The organism is Rhodopseudomonas rhenobacensis (assembly GCF_014203125.1).
Classification (GTDB): Bacteria; Pseudomonadota; Alphaproteobacteria; order Rhizobiales; family Xanthobacteraceae; genus Rhodopseudomonas_A; species Rhodopseudomonas_A rhenobacensis.
In genome coordinates this window covers 173184-193168 of record NZ_JACHIH010000002.1, presented here as the reverse complement: position 1 = coordinate 193168, position 19985 = coordinate 173184, and the positions used below count along the sequence as shown (strand labels likewise).

Below are 19985 nucleotides of genomic sequence, written 5' to 3'. Positions count from 1 at the left end.
CGATTCTTCGAACGAATCGGATTCCCCTTCGGGTAAGAACGCGCTAACGATCCTGCCGCCAAGGTTCGGGAGTCACGACTATGGAAGAATTTTACCGCATCCGCCGTTTGCCGCCCTATGTGTTCGAACAGGTCAATCGGGCCAAGGCCGCTGCGCGCAACGCCGGTGCGGACATCATCGACCTCGGGATGGGCAATCCCGACCTGCCGGCGCCGGCGCATGTCATTGAAAAGCTTAAAGAGACCCTCGGCAAGCCGCGCACCGATCGGTATTCGGCGTCGCGTGGCATCACCGGGCTGCGCCGCGCCCAGGCCGCCTATTACGAGCGCCGGTTCGGCGTCAAGCTGAACCCCGACACCCAGGTGGTGGCGACGCTCGGCTCCAAGGAAGGCTTTGCCAACGTCGCCCAGGCGATTACCGCGCCGGGCGACGTCGTGCTGTGCCCGAACCCGAGCTACCCGATTCACGCCTTCGGCTTCCTGATGGCCGGCGGCGTGATCCGCTCGGTGCCCTCCGAGCCGACGCCGCAATTCTTCGAGGCTTGCGAGCGCGCGATCATCCATTCGATCCCGAAGCCGATCGCGATGATCGTCTGCTATCCGTCGAACCCGACCGCCTATGTGGCGAGCCTGGATTTCTACAAGGATCTGGTGGCGTTCGCGAAGAAGCACGAGATTTATATTCTGTCGGATCTGGCCTACGCCGAAGTGTATTTCGACGACGCCAATCCGCCGCCCTCGGTGCTGCAGGTGCCGGGCGCGATGGACGTCACCGTCGAATTCACCTCGATGTCGAAGACCTTCTCGATGGCGGGCTGGCGGATGGGCTTTGCGGTCGGCAACGAGCGCATCATCGCCGCCTTGGCGCGGGTGAAGTCCTATCTGGATTACGGCGCCTTCACCCCGGTGCAGGTGGCCGCCACCGCGGCGCTGAACGGCCCCGACGACTGCATCAAGGAGATGCGCGACACCTATCGCAAGCGCCGCGACGCGCTGGTCGAGAGCTTCGGCCGCGCCGGCTGGGAGATCCCGCCGCCGCAGGCCTCGATGTTCGCCTGGGCGCCGCTGCCGCCGGCCTTCAAGGACATCGGTTCGATGCAGTTCGCCACCCTGATGGTGGAAAAGTCCGGCGTGGTGGTGTCTCCGGGCGTCGCCTTCGGCGAGCACGGCGAAGGTTTCGTGCGCATCGCCATGGTGGAAAACGAGCAGCGGATCCGGCAGGCCGCCCGCGGCGTTCGTCGCTTCCTTGAAACCGGCATTGAAACGTTGCACAACGTCGTTCCACTCGCCACCCGGCGATAACGTGATCCCGAAACCGATCGCCTTGGGCTTGCCCCGAGGCCCGGCCGGTTTCGGACCCGTCACGCCCATGAAATGTGCTCCGGCAGGTTGATCGCGTTATGGTCGCTCCCCTGAAACTGGGTATCGCGGGGCTCGGCACCGTCGGTGCCGAGCTATTCCGTCTGATCGCCCGGCAAGACAAGGCCTTGGCGGCGCGTTGCGGCCGCTCGGTCCGCGTGGTCGCGGTCACCGCGCGCTCGAAAGCCAAGAAGCGCGGCATCGATCTGCGCGGCGTCAGCTGGGCGAAATCGCCGCTGGCGCTCGCCACCGACCCCGAGGTCGATTGCTTCGTCGAATTGATCGGCGGCGCCGACGAGCCGGCGTTGTCGGCGATCGAGGCGGCGCTCGGCCTCGGCAAATCCGTGGTCACCGCCAACAAGGCCTTGATCGCCAAGCACGGCTTGCGGCTGGCGGCGCTCGCCGAGCAGCACGGCGGCGCGCTGAATTACGAGGCCGCGGTCGGCGCCGCGATCCCGGTGATCAAGACGCTGCGCGAAGGCCTCGCCGGCACCGAAATCAATCGCATCTACGGCATCCTCAACGGCACCTGCAATTACATCCTGACCCGGATGGAGCAGGAGGGGCTGTCGTTCGACGCCTGCCTGAAGGACGCGCAAAGGCTCGGCTATGCCGAGGCCAATCCGTCGTTCGACGTCGACGGCCACGACACCGCGCAGAAACTGTCGATCCTGGCGAGCCTGGCGTTCGGCACCAAGGTCGCGCAGAACGCGGTCTATGTCGAAGGCATCTCGTCGATCGCGCCGGAAGATCTCGCCGCCGCCGACGAACTCGGCTACCGGGTCAAGCTGCTCGGCGTCGCGGTCCGCACCAAGACCGGCATCGAGCAGCGGGTGCATCCGACCATGGTGCCGCGTAGCTCGTCGATCGCCCAGGTGATGGGCGTCACCAATGCGGTGACCATCGACGGCGACGGACTGACGCCGATCACGCTGGTCGGGCCGGGCGCCGGCGCCGAGGCCACCGCATCGGCGGTGATCGCCGATATCGCCGACGTCGCCCGCGGCATCCGCGCGCTGCCGTTCGGCCGCCCGGTCGCCAAGCTCGGCACCACCCGCAAGGCGCCGATGGAGCGCCACGAGGGCGGCTACTACATCCGGCTGATGGCGCGCGACCTGACCGGCACCGCGGCGACGATCGCGACCAGGCTCGCCGAGCAGGGCATCTCGATCGAATCCATCGTGCAGCGGCATCCCAACGGCAACCGCGACGCCGCCGGCGCCGCCAAGAAATCATCGCCGGTGCCGGTGATCCTGATCACGTACGCGACCACCGAGGACGCGGTGCGGCGCGCGCTCGCCGCGGTGCAGCGCGACAAGGTGATCAGCGGTCGGCCGCAGGTGATCCGTATCGAAAAGAATTAGTCTCTCGCGGCCATCTCCATCCAGGAACATGGGCCGGACCGACGTTTGAGGAGTTGAGCCGATGTCGACGATTATTTCCGTTCCGCCGCAGCTGTTGCTGGAGCGGATTCTGACGCTGGAGATCGTGCGGGTCACTGAGCGCGCCGCGGTGTCGGCGGCGCGGCTGCGCGGCCACGGTCAGGAGAAGGCCGCCGACCAGGCCGCGGTCGACGCGATGCGTCGCGAACTCAACCGCATCCCGATCGAGGGCACCGTGGTGATCGGCGAGGGCGAGCGCGACGAAGCCCCGATGCTGTTCATCGGCGAAAAGGTCGGCATCAACGCCGGCCCGAAGGTCGACATCGCGGTCGATCCCTTGGAAGGCACCACGCTGTGCGCCAAGAACATGCCGGGCGCGATCGCCACCATGGCGATGGCGGAAGGCGGCACGCTATTGCACGCCCCCGACGTCTACATGCAGAAGATCGCGATCGGGCCGGGCTACGACAAGCACCTGATCGACATCGACGCGACGCCGGAAGAGAATATCCGCCGGGTGGCGAAGGCCAAGGGCGTGCCGATGTCGGCGATCACCGCGCTGGTGCTCGACCGCGCCCGCCACGCCGAACTGATCGCCGCGATCCGCAAGACCGGCGCCTCGGTGCGACTGATCACCGACGGCGACGTCGCCGGCGTGATCCACACCGCCGATCCGGACAACACCGGCGTCGATATCTACATCGGCACCGGCGGCGCGCCGGAAGGCGTGCTGGCGGCCGCGGCGCTGCGCTGCATCGGCGGCCAGATGTACACCCGGCTCATTCTCGACACCCACGAGAAGCGCAACCGCGCGGAATCGATGGGCGTCGCCGATCCGAACAAGATCTACGCGATCGAGGACATGGCGCAGGGCGACTGCCTGTTCGCCGCCACCGGCGTCACCGACGGCTCGCTGTTGTCCGGCGTCAAGTTCCGCAAGGACAACGTGATCCAGACCGAGACCGTGGTGATGCGCTCGGTCACCGGCACGGTGCGCTACATCAAGGCCGATCACCGCCAGCTCGACAAATTCCACCTCGATTGAGCGAGCCTGAACTAACAAGCTACTCACAACAACAACCGCGGGAGAGCGTCATGACTGCCAAATCTGATACTCCCGCGGTCAAGGCGCTGCTGTTCGACATCTTCGGCACCGTGGTGGACTGGCGCGGCAGCCTGATCGCCGACCTCACGCAATGGTCGGTGCAACGCGGCGTCAGCGGCGACTGGACCGCTCTGGTCGACGCCTGGCGGCAGGCCTATCCGCCGTCGATGAACGAGGTGCGCACCAATCCGGAGCGCGGTTTCATCATCCTCGACACGCTGCACCGGCAGTCGCTGGAGCGGCTGGTGGCGGAGTTCGGCATCCAGGGCCTCAGCGACGACGACCTCCACTATATGACGATGGGCTGGCGGCGGCTGAAGCCGTGGCCGGACGTGGTCGCCGGACTGACCCGGCTGAAGCGCGATTACATCCTGTCGCCGCTGTCGAACGGCAACGTCGCGCTGCTGACTAACCTTGCGAAGAGCGCCGGGCTGCCGTTCGACCTGATCATCGGCGGCGACATCTCCGGCCACTACAAGCCGGACCCCGAAACCTACCTCGGCGCCGCCAAGTTGCTCTGCCTGCGCCCCGACGAGGTGATGCTGGTCGCCGCGCACAACAACGATCTCGCGGCGGCGCAGGCGCTGGGTCTGAAGACCGGCTTCGTGCCGCGCGTCACCGAATACGGCCCGCTGCAGGTGCGCGACTTCGAGCCCGACCGCGCCTGGGATATCGTGGCGCGCGATTTCGGCGACTTGGCCGCGCGGTTGGGCTGCTAGTGTCGCGGATTGCGATTGTGACTTCGCGTGTCCCGGACGCGGTGCGGCGTGAGCGCGGCGATGCGTAGCATCGTCGCGAAATGCCGCGCCGCAGAGCCGGGACTGTACCAGATGCTGCCGTCGTGACGGCCCCGGCTCTGCAGCGCACCGCTTCGCGCTGCGCAGCGTCCGGGGCACGCTGAACTCTAGCGCTGTTGAAACATCATGACCCCGCCCGCCACCGCGATCCCGATCGAACAACCGCCGGCGTTTCTGGGCGTGACGCGCTCGGCGACCGGCCGGGTGTGGCGCGACCGGCTCGATCCGCGCGGCGCCGCCCGGGCGCTTGCGATCGCGCAGCGCTATCAGCTGCCGGAAATGCTGGCGCGGGTGCTGGCCGGGCGCAATGTCGAGATCGACGCCGTCGAGGATTTCCTCGATCCGACGATCCGCAGGCTGCTGCCCGATCCCTATAGCGTCACCCAGATGGAGGCCGCCGCCAAACGGCTCGCTGATGCCGCGACCGGCGGCGAGACCGTGGCGATCTTCGGCGACTACGACGTCGACGGCGCGACGTCGGCCGCGCTGCTCGCCTGGCATCTGCGGCATTGCGGGCTGGATCCGTTGATCCACATCCCGGACCGCATCTTCGAGGGCTACGGCCCGAACGTCGACGCGGTGCGGATGCTGGCGGAAAAGGGTGCGACGCTGCTGGTCACCGTGGATTGCGGCACCACCAGCCTCGAGCCGCTCGCGGAGGCCAAGCGGCTCGGCATGAGCGTGGTGGTGATCGATCATCACCAATGCGGCGACGAACTGCCCGTGGTCGACGCGCTGGTCAATCCGAACCGGCCGGATGACCTCTCCGGGCTCGGCCATCTCGCCGCGGTCGGGCTGGTGTTCGTCACGCTGGTCGCGCTCAATCGCGAATTGCGGGCGCGCGGCTTCTGGACCGCCGAGCGGCCGCAGCCGGATCTGTTGAACATGCTGCATCACGTGGCGCTCGGCACCGTCGCCGACGTGGCGCCGCTGATCGGGCTGAACCGCGCCTTCGTCGCCAAGGGGCTGATCGCGATGCGGCGGCGCGACCATGTCGGCCACACCGCGCTGATGGACGTGGCGCGGCTGAACGGCCCGCCCGACGCGTTCCACCTCGGCTTCATGCTGGGGCCGCGGATCAACGCCGGCGGCCGCATCGGCCGCGCCGATTTGGGCGTGCGGCTGCTGCTGGAGACCGACATTTCCGAAGCCGCCAAGATCGCCGCCGAACTCGACCGGCTCAACGCCGAACGCCGAGTGATCGAACAGACGGCGGAAGCCCAGGCCGAGGCCGAGGCGCTGGCGGCGCTGGGCTTCGAGGACAAGGGTTCGGTGATCGTCACCGCCTCGGAAGGCTGGCACCCCGGCGTGGTCGGCCTCGTCGCCTCGCGGCTGAAGGAGAAGTTTTCACGCCCGGCATTTGCCATTGCGTTGGAGCCCGGCGGCATCGGCACCGGCTCGGGCCGCTCGATTCCCGGCGTCGATCTCGGCAAAGCCGTGCGCCAGGCGGTGAGCGACGGCCTCTTGATGAAGGGCGGCGGCCACGCCATGGCGGCGGGCGTCACGCTGCGCAAGGAGAAGCTCGCCGAATTCCGCGCCTATATCGAAGCCGCACTCGCCGCCGACGTCGCGCGGTCGCGCCACGCCAATGAGCTCTACATCGACGGCGCGGTGTCGGCGCGCGCGGTGACGCCGGATCTGGTGGCGACGCTGCAGCGCGCCGGGCCGTTCGGCTCCGGCAACCCGGAGCCGGTGCTGGCGCTGCCGTCGCACCAGCTGGTCTATGCCGACGAGGTCGGCCAGGCGCATCTGCGGCTGCGCTTCAAATCCGGCGACGGCGCCATCGTCAACGGCATCGCGTTTCGCAGCGTGGGGCAGAAGCTCGGGAACGCGCTGCAGGAGAACCGCGGCCAACCGCTGCATGTCGCCGGCTGCCTCACGGTCGATCGCTGGCAGGGCGCCGAGCGGGTGCAGCTCCGCGTCACCGACGTCGCAGTGCCGGATCCCGGACCGGCGATGATCAGGTGAGCGACCTAACTTCGCCACCTGGTGAGCAATTACAATAGCAGCGTGCCCCGGACGCCGTGCAGCGCGCCGCGCTTGCGGCGTGGTGCGCTGCAGAGCCGGGGCCGTTACGGATGCTGCCTTCGGAACGGTCCCGGCTCGCGGCGCCGCGTGAAGGGCGCGGCTCCGCGACCGGGACACCAGGCTTTTCTCGCGGGTGCTGTTAGTTCGCTTGGTCGTCTCACACCCCGAACCGCGCCGGGATCAGTCGGCGCAATTGGCGGCCGGCGACCTCGCGAAAGGTCGGGCTGTGCAGGCAGAAGCCGCCGGCGAGGCCGACCGCGCAGCCGAGCAGCGTGTCGAACAACCGCGCCTCGATCACCGCGTGCGGTGACCCTTGGCCCAGCGAGGCGGCGTCGGCGAGGAAGATGGTCAGCGGCGTGATGAAGATCACCGCGAAGCCGTAGTGCCGCACCACGGCGCTCTCGATGATGAAGCTGAGCGCGATCACCAGCAGCGAAATGCTCCATTTCTCCAGCGGCAACGCCAGCAGGCCCCAGGCCAGCAGCAGTCCGAGCGCGGTGCCGAGCACGCGATGCAGCTGCCTTGTCCACACCGCGCGCAGCGACAGCCCCTGGATCACCGCGAGGCAGCTCACCGGCACCCAATACGGCCGCTCCAGATGGAGGAGCTGCGCCAGCGCCAGCGAGATGCCGACGCTGACGCCGATCACCACCGAGTCGAACACCACGAAATCGAACGTCGCCGGCGGCAGCGGCGGCGCCGGCTGCGACGCCCGCAGCCGCAGCAGCGCAATGCTGTAGACGAAGGCGATCAATGCTGCGAGCAGACAGCCCATGGTCAGCAGCCCGACCTTGAGCGGCACCTGCAGCACCTCGGTCGGCGAATAGGCGGCGATCGAGGCCGCCATCACGAAGAACAGGCTGCCCGGCACACCGACGCGATAGAACCGGCACACCATCGACACCAGGATCGCGACCAGCCCCAGCACCGGCGTCAGCAATAGCGGAAAGAAATGCGCGATGATGCCGAACGCGTAGCAGGCGGTCATGCCGAAGCCGACCGCCATCAGCGACACCATGCGGTGATGCAGCGGCGTCGCCGGCAGATAGATGAACGCCATGCCGCCGAGCGAGGAGATCAGCCCGTAGTCGAGGCGGTCGAACCAGGCGCCGACCAGCAGCGGCACGCCCGACGCCAAGGCGGCTGCGAACGGCATCTGCCAGGGCCGGTCGCTCGGATTGATCGTCGTCAGGTGATGCCATTCGAGCTTGAGCAGCGCGACGAACTTGTTCCACAACGAACGCCGCATCAACGTCCCTGCCGCAGCGCCGCCAGCACTTTCAAGCCGCCATAACCGTCGGCCGGCGACAGCCCGATCTTGTTCTGATAGTCGCGGATCGCCTTCATGGTGTCGTTGCCGACCCGGCCATCGGTGCCGCCGGTGTCGAAGCCGGCGCGGGTCAGCCGGGTCTGCATCTCCTGCACCTCGGCCAGCGTCAGCGCCCGTTCCGAGCCGGGGAACGGCTGCTGGAACGGCGGTGCGCCGAGAATGCGGTCGCCGAGATGGCAGATCGCCAGCGCGTAGTTCATCGACGGGTTGTAGCTCTTCACCGCGTAGAAATTCGGCCCGAGCAGGAATTTCGGTCCGCCCTCGACCGGAATCCACATCTGCGCGTTGGCCTGCGGGTCGGGGTAAGGCTCGCCGTCGATCCGCGTCACGCCGGAGCGCGACCACGCCAGATAGCTGCGGCTGCCGCTGAACGATCCGCCCGGTCCCTGCACCTCGTAGCCCCAATGCTCGCCGCGGTGATACTTGCCGCGGTTGAGCAGGAATTTGGCGCTGGAGCCGAGCGCGTCGTCGGGCCGGCCGAACGGCGACACCTTGCCGTCGCCGTCGTAGTCGATCCCGACATTGAGCCAAACTTCCGGCATCCATTGGGTGTGGCCCATCGCCCCGGCCCAGGAGCCGCGCATCTCCTGCGGCGTCGACCAGCCGCGATCGACGATCTTCAGGGCGTTGATCAGCTCGGTTTCCCAATAGACCCGGCGGCGCGGCTCCTTCCAGGCGAGAGCGGCGAGCGAGGGGAACACCGGGCGCATGTGGTTCTGCTGCACCAACGGATCGCCATAGGCGCTTTCCACGCCCCACAGCGCCAGCAGCGTGCCGCGCTCGACGCCGAAATCTCGCTCGATCCGGGCAAACAACGCGGCGTGCTGCTTCAGCGCCTCGCGGCCGTTGATGATCCGCCAGTCCGACACCCGGCGGTTGATGTATTGCCAGAGCTGCTCGTTGAATTCCGGCTGCTTCTGCATCTGCCGGAACACGCTCATGTCGGGCTCAAGCGACCCCATCACCCGCGCATAGGTGGCGTCCGAAATCCCCTTGGCGAGCGCCTTGGCGCGGAAACCGTCGCGCCATTCCGCAAAGCCGGCGGGGGCGGCGAAGGCCGCGGCCGGCGCGGCGAGCAGGGCGGCGGCGCCGAGCAGCGCGCGGCGGGTCAGGCGGGCGGGGGAATCGATGTTTGTCATGGCCGCAGTGTAGCGGCGTCGGGGGTGGTGCGGCAAAGGTTGATGACGTGCGGAACCGAACGTGCTCCGGGGCCGCCCGCGTTCCGCTAGTCGCCGCCGCCTTCTTGCGGCGCGTCGGGCTCGACCGGATCTTGCGGGGCGGTGCGGGATTGTGCCGGCAACGGCGGCGTCGGCGCGATTTCGCTGCCGCGCTGGCCGAGCAGCCGCTCATAGGCCGAGATCAGCGTGACGTAAGGATTGACCCACAGCCAGCCGTCGCGGGTGAACACCTGGACGTCGAAATGCAGGTGGGTGGTGGTGCCGCCGGGGCCGTCCTGGTAGTTCGACACCAGGCCGATCGGCTCGCCTTCGTCGACGCGGCGGCCGCTCAGCACGCCGTCGGCATCCATCGCCGAAGGACTCATATGCAGGTAGCGAAACCGGATGTGCTCGTTGCTGGTGTTCACCAACAGCGTCGCCGCCTGCTGCTTCGGCTGGCGCAACAGCACGCCGTCGCGCACCGCCACCACCTTGTATTTGTTCGGCTCGCACCGATCCGGATTGGCGCTGCGCTGCGTGCAGGACGACGGCCTGATGTCCTGGCCCTGATGGCCGAAGCCCGAGGCGCATTGCCCGACGCCGAGTTCGCGGGCCTCGCAGAAATTGTCCTGCCACGGATAGGCGTAGTTCTCGCCGGCGGCCTCGTCGTACAGCAGCGATTTGCTGCTGCCTTTGCAGTGGTAGCTAGCGCCCTTGCCGGACGGCGGCGGCACCCGGCCGCGGTGGAAACAATCGCCCCAGTTCAGGAACGACTGCGAATTGGCGTAGGCCGGCGCGCGTTCGAGCGGAAACCGGATCTGCGAATACACCGTGAGGTCGGGCCGGCCCGGCTGGCCGCGAAAGCCGCTGTCGGCGATGATCTCGCCGCTCGGCCGGTAGCTGAAATCCGGCGACGGCGTCGCCGGGCGTTCGGCCAGCCGCGACGGCAGGTAATGCCGCGGCCGGGCCGGGCCGCCGCCGACGACCCGCAGCGCCTTGAGAAACCGTTCGGCGATCGGCGAGGCCTCGCGGCAACCCAGCCGCCTGGCGCGCGGGGTGGCGTCGACGCATTGGATCGCCACCACGTAGGGCACGCCGAACCGGCTGAAGGCGTAGCGGACGTGGCCCTCGCGGATGGTGCGGCGCAGGTCGGGATAAAGTGCCGCGAGCGCCTTCACCGGCTCGCCCTTGCCGGCCAACGGATCGTTGATGTCGTAGGTCAAGAGCGAGGCGGTGATCTGCACCTCGACCGGCTTGGCGAACAGCCGGGCGGGCAGGCCGTCAGTGATCGCGACGGGCAACGAGAACACCGCGTCGTAGCCGGCGGCGCCGGCTTCGAACAAGTCGGCCGCGCGGAATCCGGACTGATAATGCGCCGCCGACAGGCTGTCCGGCGCGCCGCGTTCGCGATCGCTCAGCAGGGCCGCGGTGTCGAACGGCAGCAGCACCGGCACCGGGCTGCGGGCGATGCCGGGAAACAGCCGCGAGGTCACGGCGTTCAATTGCAGCATGGCCGGCCAGGCCCGCGGATCGGCGCCGCGAAACCGGCGCTGCGGGCCAAAGCTGAACGCGGCGGCCACCGCCGGCGGCGTGCCGATCTCGGCCTTCAACTGCTCGACCGCGGCGCGCCAATCCACCCGCATCGCCGACACCGGGACGGTGCGGAATTCGTCGGCGGGCGCGGCGGTCGCGGCGAGGCCAAGCGCCAGCCACGCCGCAGCGATGAGCTTGACGGCTCGGTCGCAGATCGGGCCGAGGTCCGTCAAACGCAATGCCAGGGTACTCCAGAGCTACGAGGTCAGTCCTTGGCGCGTTCGACGTAGGAGCCGTCTTCGGTCATGATAACGATGCGGGTTCCGGTGCCGATATGCGGCGGCACAAGGGTGCGGACGCCGTTCGACAGGATCGCCGGCTTGTAGGACGACGACGCGGTCTGCCCCTTGGTCACCGGCTCGGTGTCGACCACTTCCAGCGTGGCGCGCTGCGGCATCTGGATCGCCACCGGAACGACGCCGTGCAGCGACAGCTTCACCGTCATGTTTTCCTGCAAGTAAGGCGCGGCATTGCCGATCACGTCCTTCGGCACCTGGACCTGGTCGAAATTCTCGGTGTTCATGAAGTGGAAGCCGTCGGGATCTTCATACAGATAGTTGAAGTTGTGGTCCTCGATCGTCGCTTTCTCGACCTGATCCGTGGTCTTGTAGCGCTCCGAGATCTTCACACCGTCGCTGATTCGGCGCATTTCGATCTGGCTGACCGGAGTTCCCTTGCCGGGATGGATGTTCTCGGCGGTCAGAACCACGTAAAGCTTGCCGTCTTGCTCAATGACGTTGCCCTTGCGAATAGAACTGGCGATGACTTTCAAAGGACTGTTTCCTAAATTTCGGGCCCGGGACCGATCCGGACAACGGTGTCCTGTGGCCAGCGAAGCGGTTTCGGCCTGCAACATACTGATTTCGTATCGCGATGCCAGCGTTTTGCAGCATCCGCCGGGGCGACCTTAGTGGACGAGACCAGCCCGATTTCGCCATGGTGGGCGCCGTCCCGGCACCTCGATCGCGCCCCGCTGCTGCGGGCGCGGGCGGAAATCACCCGCGCGCTGCGGCAATGGTTCGCCACCCAGGGCTTTATCGAGGTCGAAACCGGGATTTTGCAGGCCTCGCCCGGCAACGAGACCCATCTGCACGCTCCGCGAACCGAATTGACCACGGGTTCCGGCGAGCGGCTATCGCGGTTCCTGCGGACCTCGCCGGAGTTCGCCTGCAAGAAACTGCTGGCCGCCGGCGAAGAAAAGATCGTCGAATTCGCCCGGGTGTTCCGCGACCGCGAGCGCGGCGACCTGCATCTGCCGGAATTCACCATGCTGGAATGGTACCGCGCCGGCGCGCCGTACCAGGCGGTGATCGACGATTGCGTGGCGGTGATCGGCGAAGCCGCGCGCGCCGCCGGCACCCGGCTATTCTCGTTCCGCGGCCGCATCGCCGATCCGTTCGCAGCGCCGCAGATGCTCACCGTGGCGCAGGCGTTCAGGACCTTCACCGACATCGATCTCTTGGCCAGCATCAACGGCGGCGAGCCCGACCGCGCGGCGCTGGCGGCGATGGCGCAGCGCTGGGTCAAAGTCAGCGACGACGACGACTGGTCGGACATCTTCAGCAAGGTGCTGGTCGAGCACATCGAGCCCAATCTCGGGCAGGGGCAGTTGACCGTGCTCAACGAGTACCCGGCGCCGGAAGCCGCGTTGGCGCGGACGCTGCCGGCTGATCCGCGGGTCGCCGAGCGTTTCGAGGTCTATGCCTGCGGCGTTGAACTCGCCAACGGCTTCGGCGAACTGACCGACGCCGACGAGCAGCGCGCGCGCTTCAGCAAGGCGATGGATGAGAAGCAGCGCCGCTACGGCGAGCGCTACCCGCTCGACGAGGAGTTTCTCGACGCGGTCGGGCAGATGCCGGAGGCGAGCGGCATCGCGCTCGGCTTCGACCGGCTGGTGATGCTGGCCGCCGGCGCGCGGCGGATCGACGAGGTGGTGTGGACGCCGCCGGCGGGGACGCCATGAGCAGGATTTTGAACATGCCGGCCGCGCCGACGCTGCGCCAGCCGGCGGAGCTGGTGGCGCGCGGGCTGATTGCGGCCGACGAACTGCCGGCGCTCCACGCGGTGGCGCAGCGCTACGCGGTGGCGGTGACCGACGCGGTCGCCGCACTGATCGATCCGACCGATCCCGATGATCCGATCGCCCGGCAATACATCCCGAGCGCGGCCGAGCTCGATGCGCTTCCGATCGAGCGCGCCGACCCGATCGGCGACGCCGCGCACGCGCCGGTCGACGGCATCGTGCATCGCCACCAAGATCGCGTGCTGTTCAAGCTGGTCAATGTCTGCGCGGTGTATTGCCGGTTCTGCTTCCGCCGCGAGACCGTGGGACCCGGCAAGGCGGCGACGCTGTCCGGCGACGCCTATCGGGCGGCGCTGGACTATATCCGCGCGCATCCCGAGATCTGGGAGGTGATCCTGACCGGCGGCGACCCGCTGATGCTGTCGCCGCGCCGGCTCAGCGAGGCGATGAGCGATCTCGCCGCGATTCCCCACGTCAAGATCATCCGCATCCACAGCCGCGTGCCGGTGGCGGAGCCGTCGCGGATCAGCCGCGAGCTGGTCGGGGCGCTGCAGGTCTCCGGCGCCACGGTGTGGATGGCGCTGCACGCCAATCACCCGCGCGAATTGAGCGCGGCGGCCCGTGCCGCTTGCAAGCGGATCATCGACGCCGGCATTCCGATGGTCAGCCAGTCGGTGCTGCTGCGCGGCGTCAACGACGACGCGGTGACGCTCGCGGCGTTGATGCGCGCGTTCGTGGAATGCCGGATCAAGCCGTATTACCTGCACCACGGCGATCTCGCGCCGGGCACCGCGCATCTGCGCACCACGCTCGCCGAAGGCCAGGCCTTGATGCGGTCATTGCGCGGCCGGGTGTCCGGCCTGTGCCAGCCGGATTACGTGCTCGACATTCCGGGCGGCTACGGCAAGGCGCCGGTCGGTCCGAATTATTTGACGCCGTCGGATGAACCGGCGGCGGATTCGCGCTATCGTGTCACCGATTATTGCGGCGACGTTCATCTCTATCCGCCGAACGCCGATGAGTGATCAGCAGCCGGCGGATCCGGACAGCGCCCGCAACGTTGAAAATCTGGCGTTGCTGGTGGTGTTCGGGGTGGTGGTGGCGGCGGGAATCTGGCTGCTATGGACCATGGCCGACGTTCGCAAGGTGCAGGACTGCGCCGCGCAGGGCCGACGCAATTGCGCGACGATCGAACGGCCGGAGCGCTAGCGCTCGGGCTGAGGAGAAGTGACATGCGAAGACTGATCCCATTCACGGTTGGCGTCGTCGTGGTGCTCGGCAGTGCGGCGGCGTTTGCGCAGACCGGCACCGGCACCGGCAGCGGCATGACGACACCGGGCACCCCCTCGGTGGCGCCGTCGCAGTCCTCTGAGCAGAGGGCGGTCGGCACCGCCCCGGTCGGCCACCGCCAACCGCGGCTCGATCCGTCACTGCCCGACCCCAGCGCCCGCGATCCCGCGGACGTGGCGCTGGATCGGCAACTTCGCAGCATCTGCCGCGGCTGCTAGCGCTTGATTGCGAAAACTGCATCGCAGTTTTCGCAATCAGCATCATGCGCGAGGCGGCGTCAGCGGTTCCGCGCGGCCAGCGCCATCGCGATCATCGAGGCGCCGCCGAACAACAGGTTGATGCCGACCAACAGGCCGATCGCCCACAGCGCGGTGCCGGGCAGGCCGCTGATGATGATGGCCGCCACCAACAGGTCGGCGAGCCCCGACGCCAGCATCCAGCCCCACCGCTCGGTCAATTCGCGGCGGTGCTCCAGCGCGTACATGATGGTCACCACGCCCTCGGCGAGGAAGTAGGCGCCGACCACGATGGTGAGCGTCAAGGTCGCCTCGAGCGGCTGGGCCAGCAGGATCACGCCTGCGACCAGCGCCACCACCGCGGAGGCCAGCGACCACCAGAAGCCGGGCGATTGCCGCGCCCAGAACGTCAGCGCGAGGCCCGCAACGCCACTGACAATGAACAGCCAACCCAGCGCAACTATGACAAAGACGCTCGCGAGCGGAGAAAACACCACGGCGAACAGCCCCAAGATCGCCAACAGCACGCCTTCGATCAACAGCGCCTTCCAATGGGCGTGGGCGGCGGCTTTGAATTCAGCCTCGAGGCGGGTGTTATCATCGGGAATCGTCATCGAGAGACCTCCTGTGACCGGCGCAATGTCGTCGGATACTATACCCCGCGCCCCACGCAGCGATCGTATAAATGTTCGTCACGGGGCGGCGAGCGGCAGCACAGCACAGCGTGGTGACCGCCGGATAAATACCCGACAAAGAAAAGCCCCGGATCGCTCCGGGGCCTTCTCTGCAACTGCAGCTTAGCTTGTTCAGCGCGTGCCGTTGTTGTTGCCGGCCGGGCCGACGTCGCCCTGGCTCGAGGCCGGCGGCGGGGTGGTGCGATTCATACCGGCGCTGCCGACGGTGCCCTTATGCTTGGTGCCGGTCGACTTGTGGACGCCGTTGCCGACATGCTGCGAACCCATGGCGTTGCCATTGGAATCGGTCTGGCTCTGCGCCGAAGCGCCGAGCGTGGTGGCCAACAGCGCCGCGCCGGCGATCATCGCCAGGTTGATCTTCGCCTTCATAATCAGGAGCTCCTTGTTAGATGGGACCTGGAACAAAAGCTGCGGCCGTTAATGCGTTCCGTCATAAAAGTGTGAAGTTCTCCACGCCGATACCGGAACCGGCGTGCATACAATGGGTTCAGTCCCTGCAGGGCCTCGCGGGAGGACCCCTGACGAGGAAATGGTGATGCGCAAGCTCTGGATCGGCAAGCTCTGGATCGGAGTCGCGGCGTTGACGACGATGGCGGTCGGTTTCAGCGGGTCTGCGGACGCGCGCGACTATCGCTACTGCCTGGTGTCGCCAGGGTTCGGTTACCCGGGTGAATGCAGCTATTCGACCTATCAGCAATGCGCAGCGTCGGCGTCCGGCCGCTTCGCCGATTGCGTGGTCAATCCGCGGGCCTATGGCGAACCGCGACGGACTCACCGTCGACGCCACCGCTGAGCACGTCGCGGAAGGAAGCCGCACCTCACACCGGGCATCGCGTCAAGAGGCGCGACGCCGTGTCGGTATTGCACTTGCCGCGGGCGACGCGACCGACGCTCAATGCCAGTCCTCACGACCTGCCGCTCGGATCACCGCGAGCCGGCTCTTACTTGCTTGTCGCGCGCGACCGGCTTACTTGATGCGGCGCGCGTTGACGTGAGCGCGCTGGTGCTGATGTTGCTGAACGTCGCCCAGGATCACGACGGCGAACAGGATCACGACGGTGGAGACCGCGGCGGCAGATAGCAGCAGAATATCGAGGGTCATCATGGCTGCGCATCCTCTGTAGATTTTTAATTATTCCGCCCGAATCCGTGAATTGACGTTGACGCCGATCAAATGACGTCATGGCCCGACGCGGGGCTTGCGGACGAGCCGTGCAATTCTGCGTATCTTACGATCCGCCCGGCGCAATGAGACGTCCCCCCGCGGGCGGAGGGGCGGGCGCTGACATCCCGGCGTCGCGCGCCGGGGGCTCCAATGAGCGTTACTTGGGTGCGCAGGTGAGGATGATGCGGCTGGAGCCGCCGCCGCATTTGGCCTTCAACTGACCGTTCTCGACCAGCAGCGTGTCGGTCAGCCGGGTCCCGGTGCCGTTGACGCAGAGCGCGGTGACCAGGGTTTCGGTCGGCTCGCAGGCCAGCGGACAGCCGTCCTTGGCGCATGAGGTGGAGACCACGGTCCGCAGCGCCGTGGCCGAAACGCCAGCGGGGCCTTGCGGTCCCGGTGCGCCGGGCTCGCCCTGTGCGCCCTGCAGGCTGCGGTTGTTGAGCGCGGCTACGACGACCACGATCGCGCCGATCAGCACCGTGGCCAGCATCAGCTGATTGCGGACCTGCTCCGCCGTAAAGGTCGGCAGGGTGGGGCGCTTCCAGCTCGGCACCCCGGGGAGCTTCATCTCGCTCAAAGCCAGGTAGCCGATGAAAATCGACCCGACGCCCAATACCAACACCACGAGCAACGAGGCGATCGCCGAGAGATAATCCATCTTACCGTCCACCTGAGCTGCGCACATGCCGACCGAAGCGGTCGCGGCGAGGGCAATGTTTCAATCAAAATCGAGTGCGGGATGGCATCGGCCACCCCGCGAGATTTCGTAGCAGCGCGCTGCTTTCGTTTCCTTGAGCTAAATCACTGATTCGCAAACGCCGTAAATCCGGCATTTCGCGGTGGGGCGGCCGTCGACGGCTTATTAACGATTGGACAGAAACGGTCACGCGCGCTTGTTCGCGCGTCTCGGAACGGACAGCTGATCTTGCGGTTCTCCACCTCTCAACCAACAGGAGACACCGATGCGCTCGCTTATCATCGCCGCTCTGGCCGCGACCTCCGTCGCGGCTTTGGCCGGCGCCACGTCCTCGCCGGCCGAAGCCCGGGACTACGCCTATTGTCTACAGGGACGGCAGCAGGGCTACCCCGGCGCCTGTGACTACACCAGCTTCCAGCAGTGCAAGGCGGCGGCCTCCGGCACCGAGTCCGATTGCGGCATCAACCCGCGTTTCGCCTTCGGTAACCAGGGGCGGTCGTACTATCACGCGTATCCCTACAACGCCCGCGCCCAGTGGTAAGGACCAATCAGGCCGCCCCGTCGATCCGACCGGGCGGCCTTCTCGTGTCCGGACTTCGCCTCTGCGAGCTGCGCTCATGCCTCCTGAGCACGCTTCCCATAGCGACATCGGGACCTTCCGCGCCTCCGCCTGACCCCGCCGTCTGCTGCCCTGCAGCATCGTGCTGCGCAGCCGCGAACGCAGCGCGCCAGCCAACATCAAGTCGGAAAACCCGGCTTTCCGGCGGTTCTCGACCTTTGCATCGCTAGACATCCAGGGCATTAGGGCAGAAAACCAGCCGCTGCCGGATCGGGGTGCCGATCGGCGTCGCCATGCCCCATTTCCGTTCTGGAGCTTTCTGTGCGCCCTGCAGTCATCGCCGCGACCGGTCTCTACACGCCCTCCGAGAGCATCTCGAATGCCGAGCTGGTCGAGGCGTTCAATGCCTATGTGGCGCGGTTCAACGCCGACCATGGCGCGGCGATCGCCGCCGGCGAGATTGCGCCGCTGCAGCCGTCATCGGCCGAGTTCATCGAAAAGGCCTCCGGCATCAAGTCGCGCTACGTGATGCAGAAGTCCGGCATCCTTGATCCGCAGGTGATGCGGCCGGTGATTCCGGAGCGCTCCAACGACGAGCTGTCGATCCTGGCCGAGATGGCGGTGCGGGCGGCCGAGCAGGCGCTGCAGCGCTGGGGCAAGCCGCGCGAGCGGATCGGCGCGGTGCTGTGCGCCTGCTCCAACATGCAGCGGGCCTATCCGGCGATGGCGGTCGAGGTGCAGGCCGCGCTCGGCCTCGGCGGCTTCGCCTTCGACCTCAACGTGGCGTGCTCCTCGGCGACCTTCGGCATCAAAACCGCGACGGATTTCGTCGCCACCGGCTCGCTCGACGCGGTGCTGATGGTCAACCCGGAGATCTGCTCGGGCCATCTCAATTTCCGCGACCGCGACAGCCATTTCATCTTCGGCGACGTCGCGACCGCAGTGATCGTCGAACGCGCCGATGAGGCCGCAGGCGGCTGGGACATTCTCGGCACGAGGCTGAAGACGCAGTTCTCCAATGCGATCCGCAACAATGCCGGGTTCTTGAACCGCGCCGCGCCCGAGGGTCGCGACCTGGCGGACAAGCTGTTCGTGCAGCAGGGCCGCAAGGTGTTCAAGGAAGTGGTGCCGATGGTGTCGGAGCTGATCCTCGACCACGCCGCTTCGCTCGGGCTCGATCCGCACGCCTTGAAGCGGCTGTGGCTGCACCAGGCCAACATCAACATGAACGAGATGATCGGCCGCCGCGTGCTCGGCCGCGATCCCTCGCCGGAAGAAAACGTCATCATCCTCGACCGTTATGCCAACACCTCGTCGGCGGGCTCGATCATCGCCTTCCACCAGCACTCCGACGACATGGCAGCCGGCGAGCTCGGGCTGATCTGCAGCTTCGGCGCCGGCTATTCCGCCGGCACGGTGTTCGTGCGCAAGCGCTGATCGGCAAGCGTCGCCCCTCAGGGATGCCAGTCCAGCACCGTGGTGCGGTTGCCGTACTGGGAGTTGAAGTTGATGGCGTGGCGCTGCATCGCCAGCAGCGACGATTCATCGTCGCTGCGCGGACATTGCACGGTGTAGTTCTCCAGATGCGAGCGCTTGAGCAGGTCGCGGAAAGCGGTTTCCGCGCGGAGCCAATCATCCGACGTGAAGAACGGCGCCGAGACATAGACCTTGTGATCGGCGTCCGAGGCGGCGAGGCAATAGCGCCAATCGGCGGCCGACGCCGGCCCCGCGGCGGCAGCGAGCCACACAGCCGTCAGCAGTCCCCTGCGAAGCGTCATCCTTCAACCCCTGGTTCGCCGCGGGCGGGTAAGGTTGCGGATGATCGTCGAGGTTGGATTAAGGCCGCGTAAACCGTGGCCAGCGGGCGGCCGGCGGATCGCTAACGTCGCTTCAGGATTTGCCGGGCGGCGGGGCAGGCGGGGCAGGGTGGCCGTGCTCGAGGATGCGCGCCGTGTCGGAGACGTCGCCGGTGGCGCCGTCGATCATGATCTGGCCGAGATCGACGGTGCGGACGCCGTCCGCCTCGGAGGCGTCCGGGGTGATCAGATTCCACGGAATGAAGAGATTCTTGATGGTCTTCCAGAGGGCCACTTGATGCCTCCGTCGCTTCGGACAATGCCCTAGGCACAAAGCGGGCCGCAGGATTGCCGGGCGGATAGAGCCGCGGCGGGCGCGGCGGAACAGCGATTTTCGGACGAGGCCATCCAATGATGGCGCTCCCTAGCGGAATCGAACCGCTCTCTCCACCGTGAAAGGGTGGCGTCCTAACCGATAGACGAAGGGAGCCAAACGTTGGTCCCGACACTCCCGGAGGCAATGCAGGGTCCGCGTTTTCAAGGCTGTATAAAACGAGTCTTGCCGATCGATCAATGCCTTATCGCCACCGACCGGCGCCGCCATCAGGCCGTTCGGCGGCTGATTTGGCGAGCGCGGGCGAACGTATAGTGGCGTTTTCCGAGCCGGGCAAGCGCTCTGCGCGACGTTGAGCCAATTGTAACCAGAACCTTTCCCGGACGCCGCGGTTTTTAGCGGTTTCCACCAATCATTCCTCAAGGCCCGCCCGCTAAAAC

General features: G+C 67.0%; 22 protein-coding genes and 1 tRNA gene. 12 read left to right on the top strand and 11 right to left on the bottom strand.

The genetic code is table 11. The features are described 5' to 3' along the window. The first annotated feature begins 80 nt into the window (after nucleotides 1-80). From HNR60_RS02825 to recJ, 5 genes are all read left to right on the top strand, one after another. Nucleotides 81-1301, top strand: coding sequence for an LL-diaminopimelate aminotransferase (locus HNR60_RS02825; protein ID WP_184254070.1), 1221 nt, complete (start codon nucleotides 81-83; stop codon nucleotides 1299-1301). Between the two features lie 98 nt (nucleotides 1302-1399). Beyond that, nucleotides 1400-2722, top strand: coding sequence for a homoserine dehydrogenase (locus tag HNR60_RS02820; RefSeq protein WP_184254068.1), 1323 nt, complete (start codon nucleotides 1400-1402; stop codon nucleotides 2720-2722). A 61-nt stretch (nucleotides 2723-2783) separates the two neighbouring features. Then, nucleotides 2784-3785 (top strand): class II fructose-bisphosphatase, encoded by a 1002-nt coding sequence (glpX, locus tag HNR60_RS02815; RefSeq protein WP_184254066.1) that lies wholly within the window; start codon nucleotides 2784-2786, stop codon nucleotides 3783-3785. Nucleotides 3786-3835: 50 nt separating this feature from the next. Continuing rightward, on the top strand, nucleotides 3836-4564 hold the full coding sequence (locus HNR60_RS02810; protein WP_184254064.1) for a haloacid dehalogenase type II: 729 nt from the start codon (nucleotides 3836-3838) through the stop codon (nucleotides 4562-4564). Between the two features lie 204 nt (nucleotides 4565-4768). Next, nucleotides 4769-6610, top strand: a complete 1842-nt coding sequence (recJ, locus tag HNR60_RS02805; protein WP_184254062.1) for a single-stranded-DNA-specific exonuclease RecJ — start codon at nucleotides 4769-4771, stop codon at nucleotides 6608-6610. Nucleotides 6611-6827: 217 nt separating this feature from the next. Here recJ and HNR60_RS02800 read toward each other — a convergent pair whose 3' ends face one another. The 4 genes from HNR60_RS02800 to efp form a co-directional block, all read right to left on the bottom strand. Continuing rightward, a complete protein-coding gene (locus HNR60_RS02800; protein ID WP_184254061.1) occupies nucleotides 6828-7919 on the bottom strand; it encodes an FUSC family protein in 1092 nt (363 codons plus the stop codon). After that, nucleotides 7919-9139, bottom strand: coding sequence for a lytic murein transglycosylase (locus HNR60_RS02795; RefSeq protein ID WP_184254059.1), 1221 nt, complete (start codon nucleotides 9137-9139; stop codon nucleotides 7919-7921). The genes HNR60_RS02800 and HNR60_RS02795 overlap by 1 nt, the downstream gene beginning before the upstream one ends. A gap of 86 nt (nucleotides 9140-9225) precedes the next feature. Further along, nucleotides 9226-10929, bottom strand: coding sequence for a M23 family metallopeptidase (locus HNR60_RS02790; RefSeq protein ID WP_184254057.1), 1704 nt, complete (start codon nucleotides 10927-10929; stop codon nucleotides 9226-9228). A 26-nt stretch (nucleotides 10930-10955) separates the two neighbouring features. Next, the gene (efp, locus tag HNR60_RS02785) at nucleotides 10956-11522 is read right to left on the bottom strand and encodes an elongation factor P (protein ID WP_184254056.1); all 567 of its coding nucleotides are present in this window, start codon (nucleotides 11520-11522) and stop codon (nucleotides 10956-10958) included. Between the two features lie 138 nt (nucleotides 11523-11660). Between efp and epmA the strand changes: the two genes are divergently transcribed. Genes epmA through HNR60_RS02765 form a run of 4 tightly spaced genes read left to right on the top strand, consistent with a single transcriptional unit; the run spans nucleotide 11661 to nucleotide 14281 of the window. Next, entirely contained in the window at nucleotides 11661-12713 is a 1053-nt protein-coding gene (gene epmA / locus HNR60_RS02780) for an EF-P lysine aminoacylase EpmA (protein ID WP_184254054.1), read from the top strand. Next, nucleotides 12710-13798 (top strand): lysine-2,3-aminomutase-like protein, encoded by a 1089-nt coding sequence (locus HNR60_RS02775; protein WP_184254052.1) that lies wholly within the window; start codon nucleotides 12710-12712, stop codon nucleotides 13796-13798. The genes epmA and HNR60_RS02775 overlap by 4 nt, the downstream gene beginning before the upstream one ends. Then, a complete protein-coding gene (locus HNR60_RS02770; protein ID WP_184254050.1) occupies nucleotides 13791-13982 on the top strand; it encodes a hypothetical protein in 192 nt (63 codons plus the stop codon). Before HNR60_RS02775 ends, HNR60_RS02770 begins: the two co-directional genes overlap by 8 nt. 23 nt (nucleotides 13983-14005) lie before the next feature. Further along, nucleotides 14006-14281 (top strand): hypothetical protein, encoded by a 276-nt coding sequence (locus HNR60_RS02765; protein WP_184254048.1) that lies wholly within the window; start codon nucleotides 14006-14008, stop codon nucleotides 14279-14281. Nucleotides 14282-14340: 59 nt separating this feature from the next. On the opposite strand, the gene HNR60_RS02760 is transcribed toward HNR60_RS02765, so the two are convergent. Together HNR60_RS02760 and HNR60_RS02755 are read right to left on the bottom strand one after the other, a co-directional pair. After that, complete coding sequence (locus HNR60_RS02760) at nucleotides 14341-14913, bottom strand: HdeD family acid-resistance protein (protein WP_184254046.1); 573 nt, start codon at nucleotides 14911-14913, stop codon at nucleotides 14341-14343. A 192-nt stretch (nucleotides 14914-15105) separates the two neighbouring features. Next, a complete protein-coding gene (locus HNR60_RS02755; RefSeq protein ID WP_184254044.1) occupies nucleotides 15106-15363 on the bottom strand; it encodes a hypothetical protein in 258 nt (85 codons plus the stop codon). A gap of 166 nt (nucleotides 15364-15529) precedes the next feature. Here HNR60_RS02755 and HNR60_RS02750 point away from each other — a divergent pair, with 166 nt between their 5' ends. Beyond that, on the top strand, nucleotides 15530-15787 hold the full coding sequence (locus HNR60_RS02750) for a DUF3551 domain-containing protein (RefSeq protein WP_184254042.1): 258 nt from the start codon (nucleotides 15530-15532) through the stop codon (nucleotides 15785-15787). A gap of 174 nt (nucleotides 15788-15961) precedes the next feature. Here the strand turns inward: HNR60_RS02750 and HNR60_RS02745 are convergent, their stop codons facing one another. Both HNR60_RS02745 and HNR60_RS02740 read right to left on the bottom strand, forming a co-directional pair. Then, nucleotides 15962-16099, bottom strand: a complete 138-nt coding sequence (locus HNR60_RS02745) for a hypothetical protein (RefSeq protein WP_184254040.1) — start codon at nucleotides 16097-16099, stop codon at nucleotides 15962-15964. A gap of 217 nt (nucleotides 16100-16316) precedes the next feature. After that, complete coding sequence (locus HNR60_RS02740) at nucleotides 16317-16817, bottom strand: hypothetical protein (RefSeq protein ID WP_184254038.1); 501 nt, start codon at nucleotides 16815-16817, stop codon at nucleotides 16317-16319. Between the two features lie 304 nt (nucleotides 16818-17121). Here HNR60_RS02740 and HNR60_RS02735 point away from each other — a divergent pair, with 304 nt between their 5' ends. Together HNR60_RS02735 and HNR60_RS02730 are read left to right on the top strand one after the other, a co-directional pair. Continuing rightward, the gene (locus HNR60_RS02735; protein ID WP_184254036.1) at nucleotides 17122-17397 is read left to right on the top strand and encodes a DUF3551 domain-containing protein; all 276 of its coding nucleotides are present in this window, start codon (nucleotides 17122-17124) and stop codon (nucleotides 17395-17397) included. Between the two features lie 339 nt (nucleotides 17398-17736). Continuing rightward, nucleotides 17737-18852, top strand: a complete 1116-nt coding sequence (locus tag HNR60_RS02730; RefSeq protein WP_184254034.1) for a beta-ketoacyl-ACP synthase III — start codon at nucleotides 17737-17739, stop codon at nucleotides 18850-18852. Between the two features lie 17 nt (nucleotides 18853-18869). On the opposite strand, the gene HNR60_RS02725 is transcribed toward HNR60_RS02730, so the two are convergent. The 3 genes from HNR60_RS02725 to HNR60_RS02715 all read right to left on the bottom strand — a co-directional run bounded on the left by HNR60_RS02725 (nucleotide 18870) and on the right by HNR60_RS02715 (nucleotide 19701). Further along, on the bottom strand, nucleotides 18870-19193 hold the full coding sequence (locus tag HNR60_RS02725; protein ID WP_184254032.1) for a hypothetical protein: 324 nt from the start codon (nucleotides 19191-19193) through the stop codon (nucleotides 18870-18872). A 112-nt stretch (nucleotides 19194-19305) separates the two neighbouring features. Beyond that, nucleotides 19306-19506: a hypothetical protein gene (locus HNR60_RS02720; protein WP_184254029.1), complete on the bottom strand. Its 201-nt coding sequence runs from the start codon at nucleotides 19504-19506 to the stop codon at nucleotides 19306-19308. A gap of 120 nt (nucleotides 19507-19626) precedes the next feature. Continuing rightward, nucleotides 19627-19701: transfer RNA gene (locus HNR60_RS02715), tRNA-Glu, on the bottom strand. Nucleotides 19702-19985: the final 284 nt, after the last annotated feature.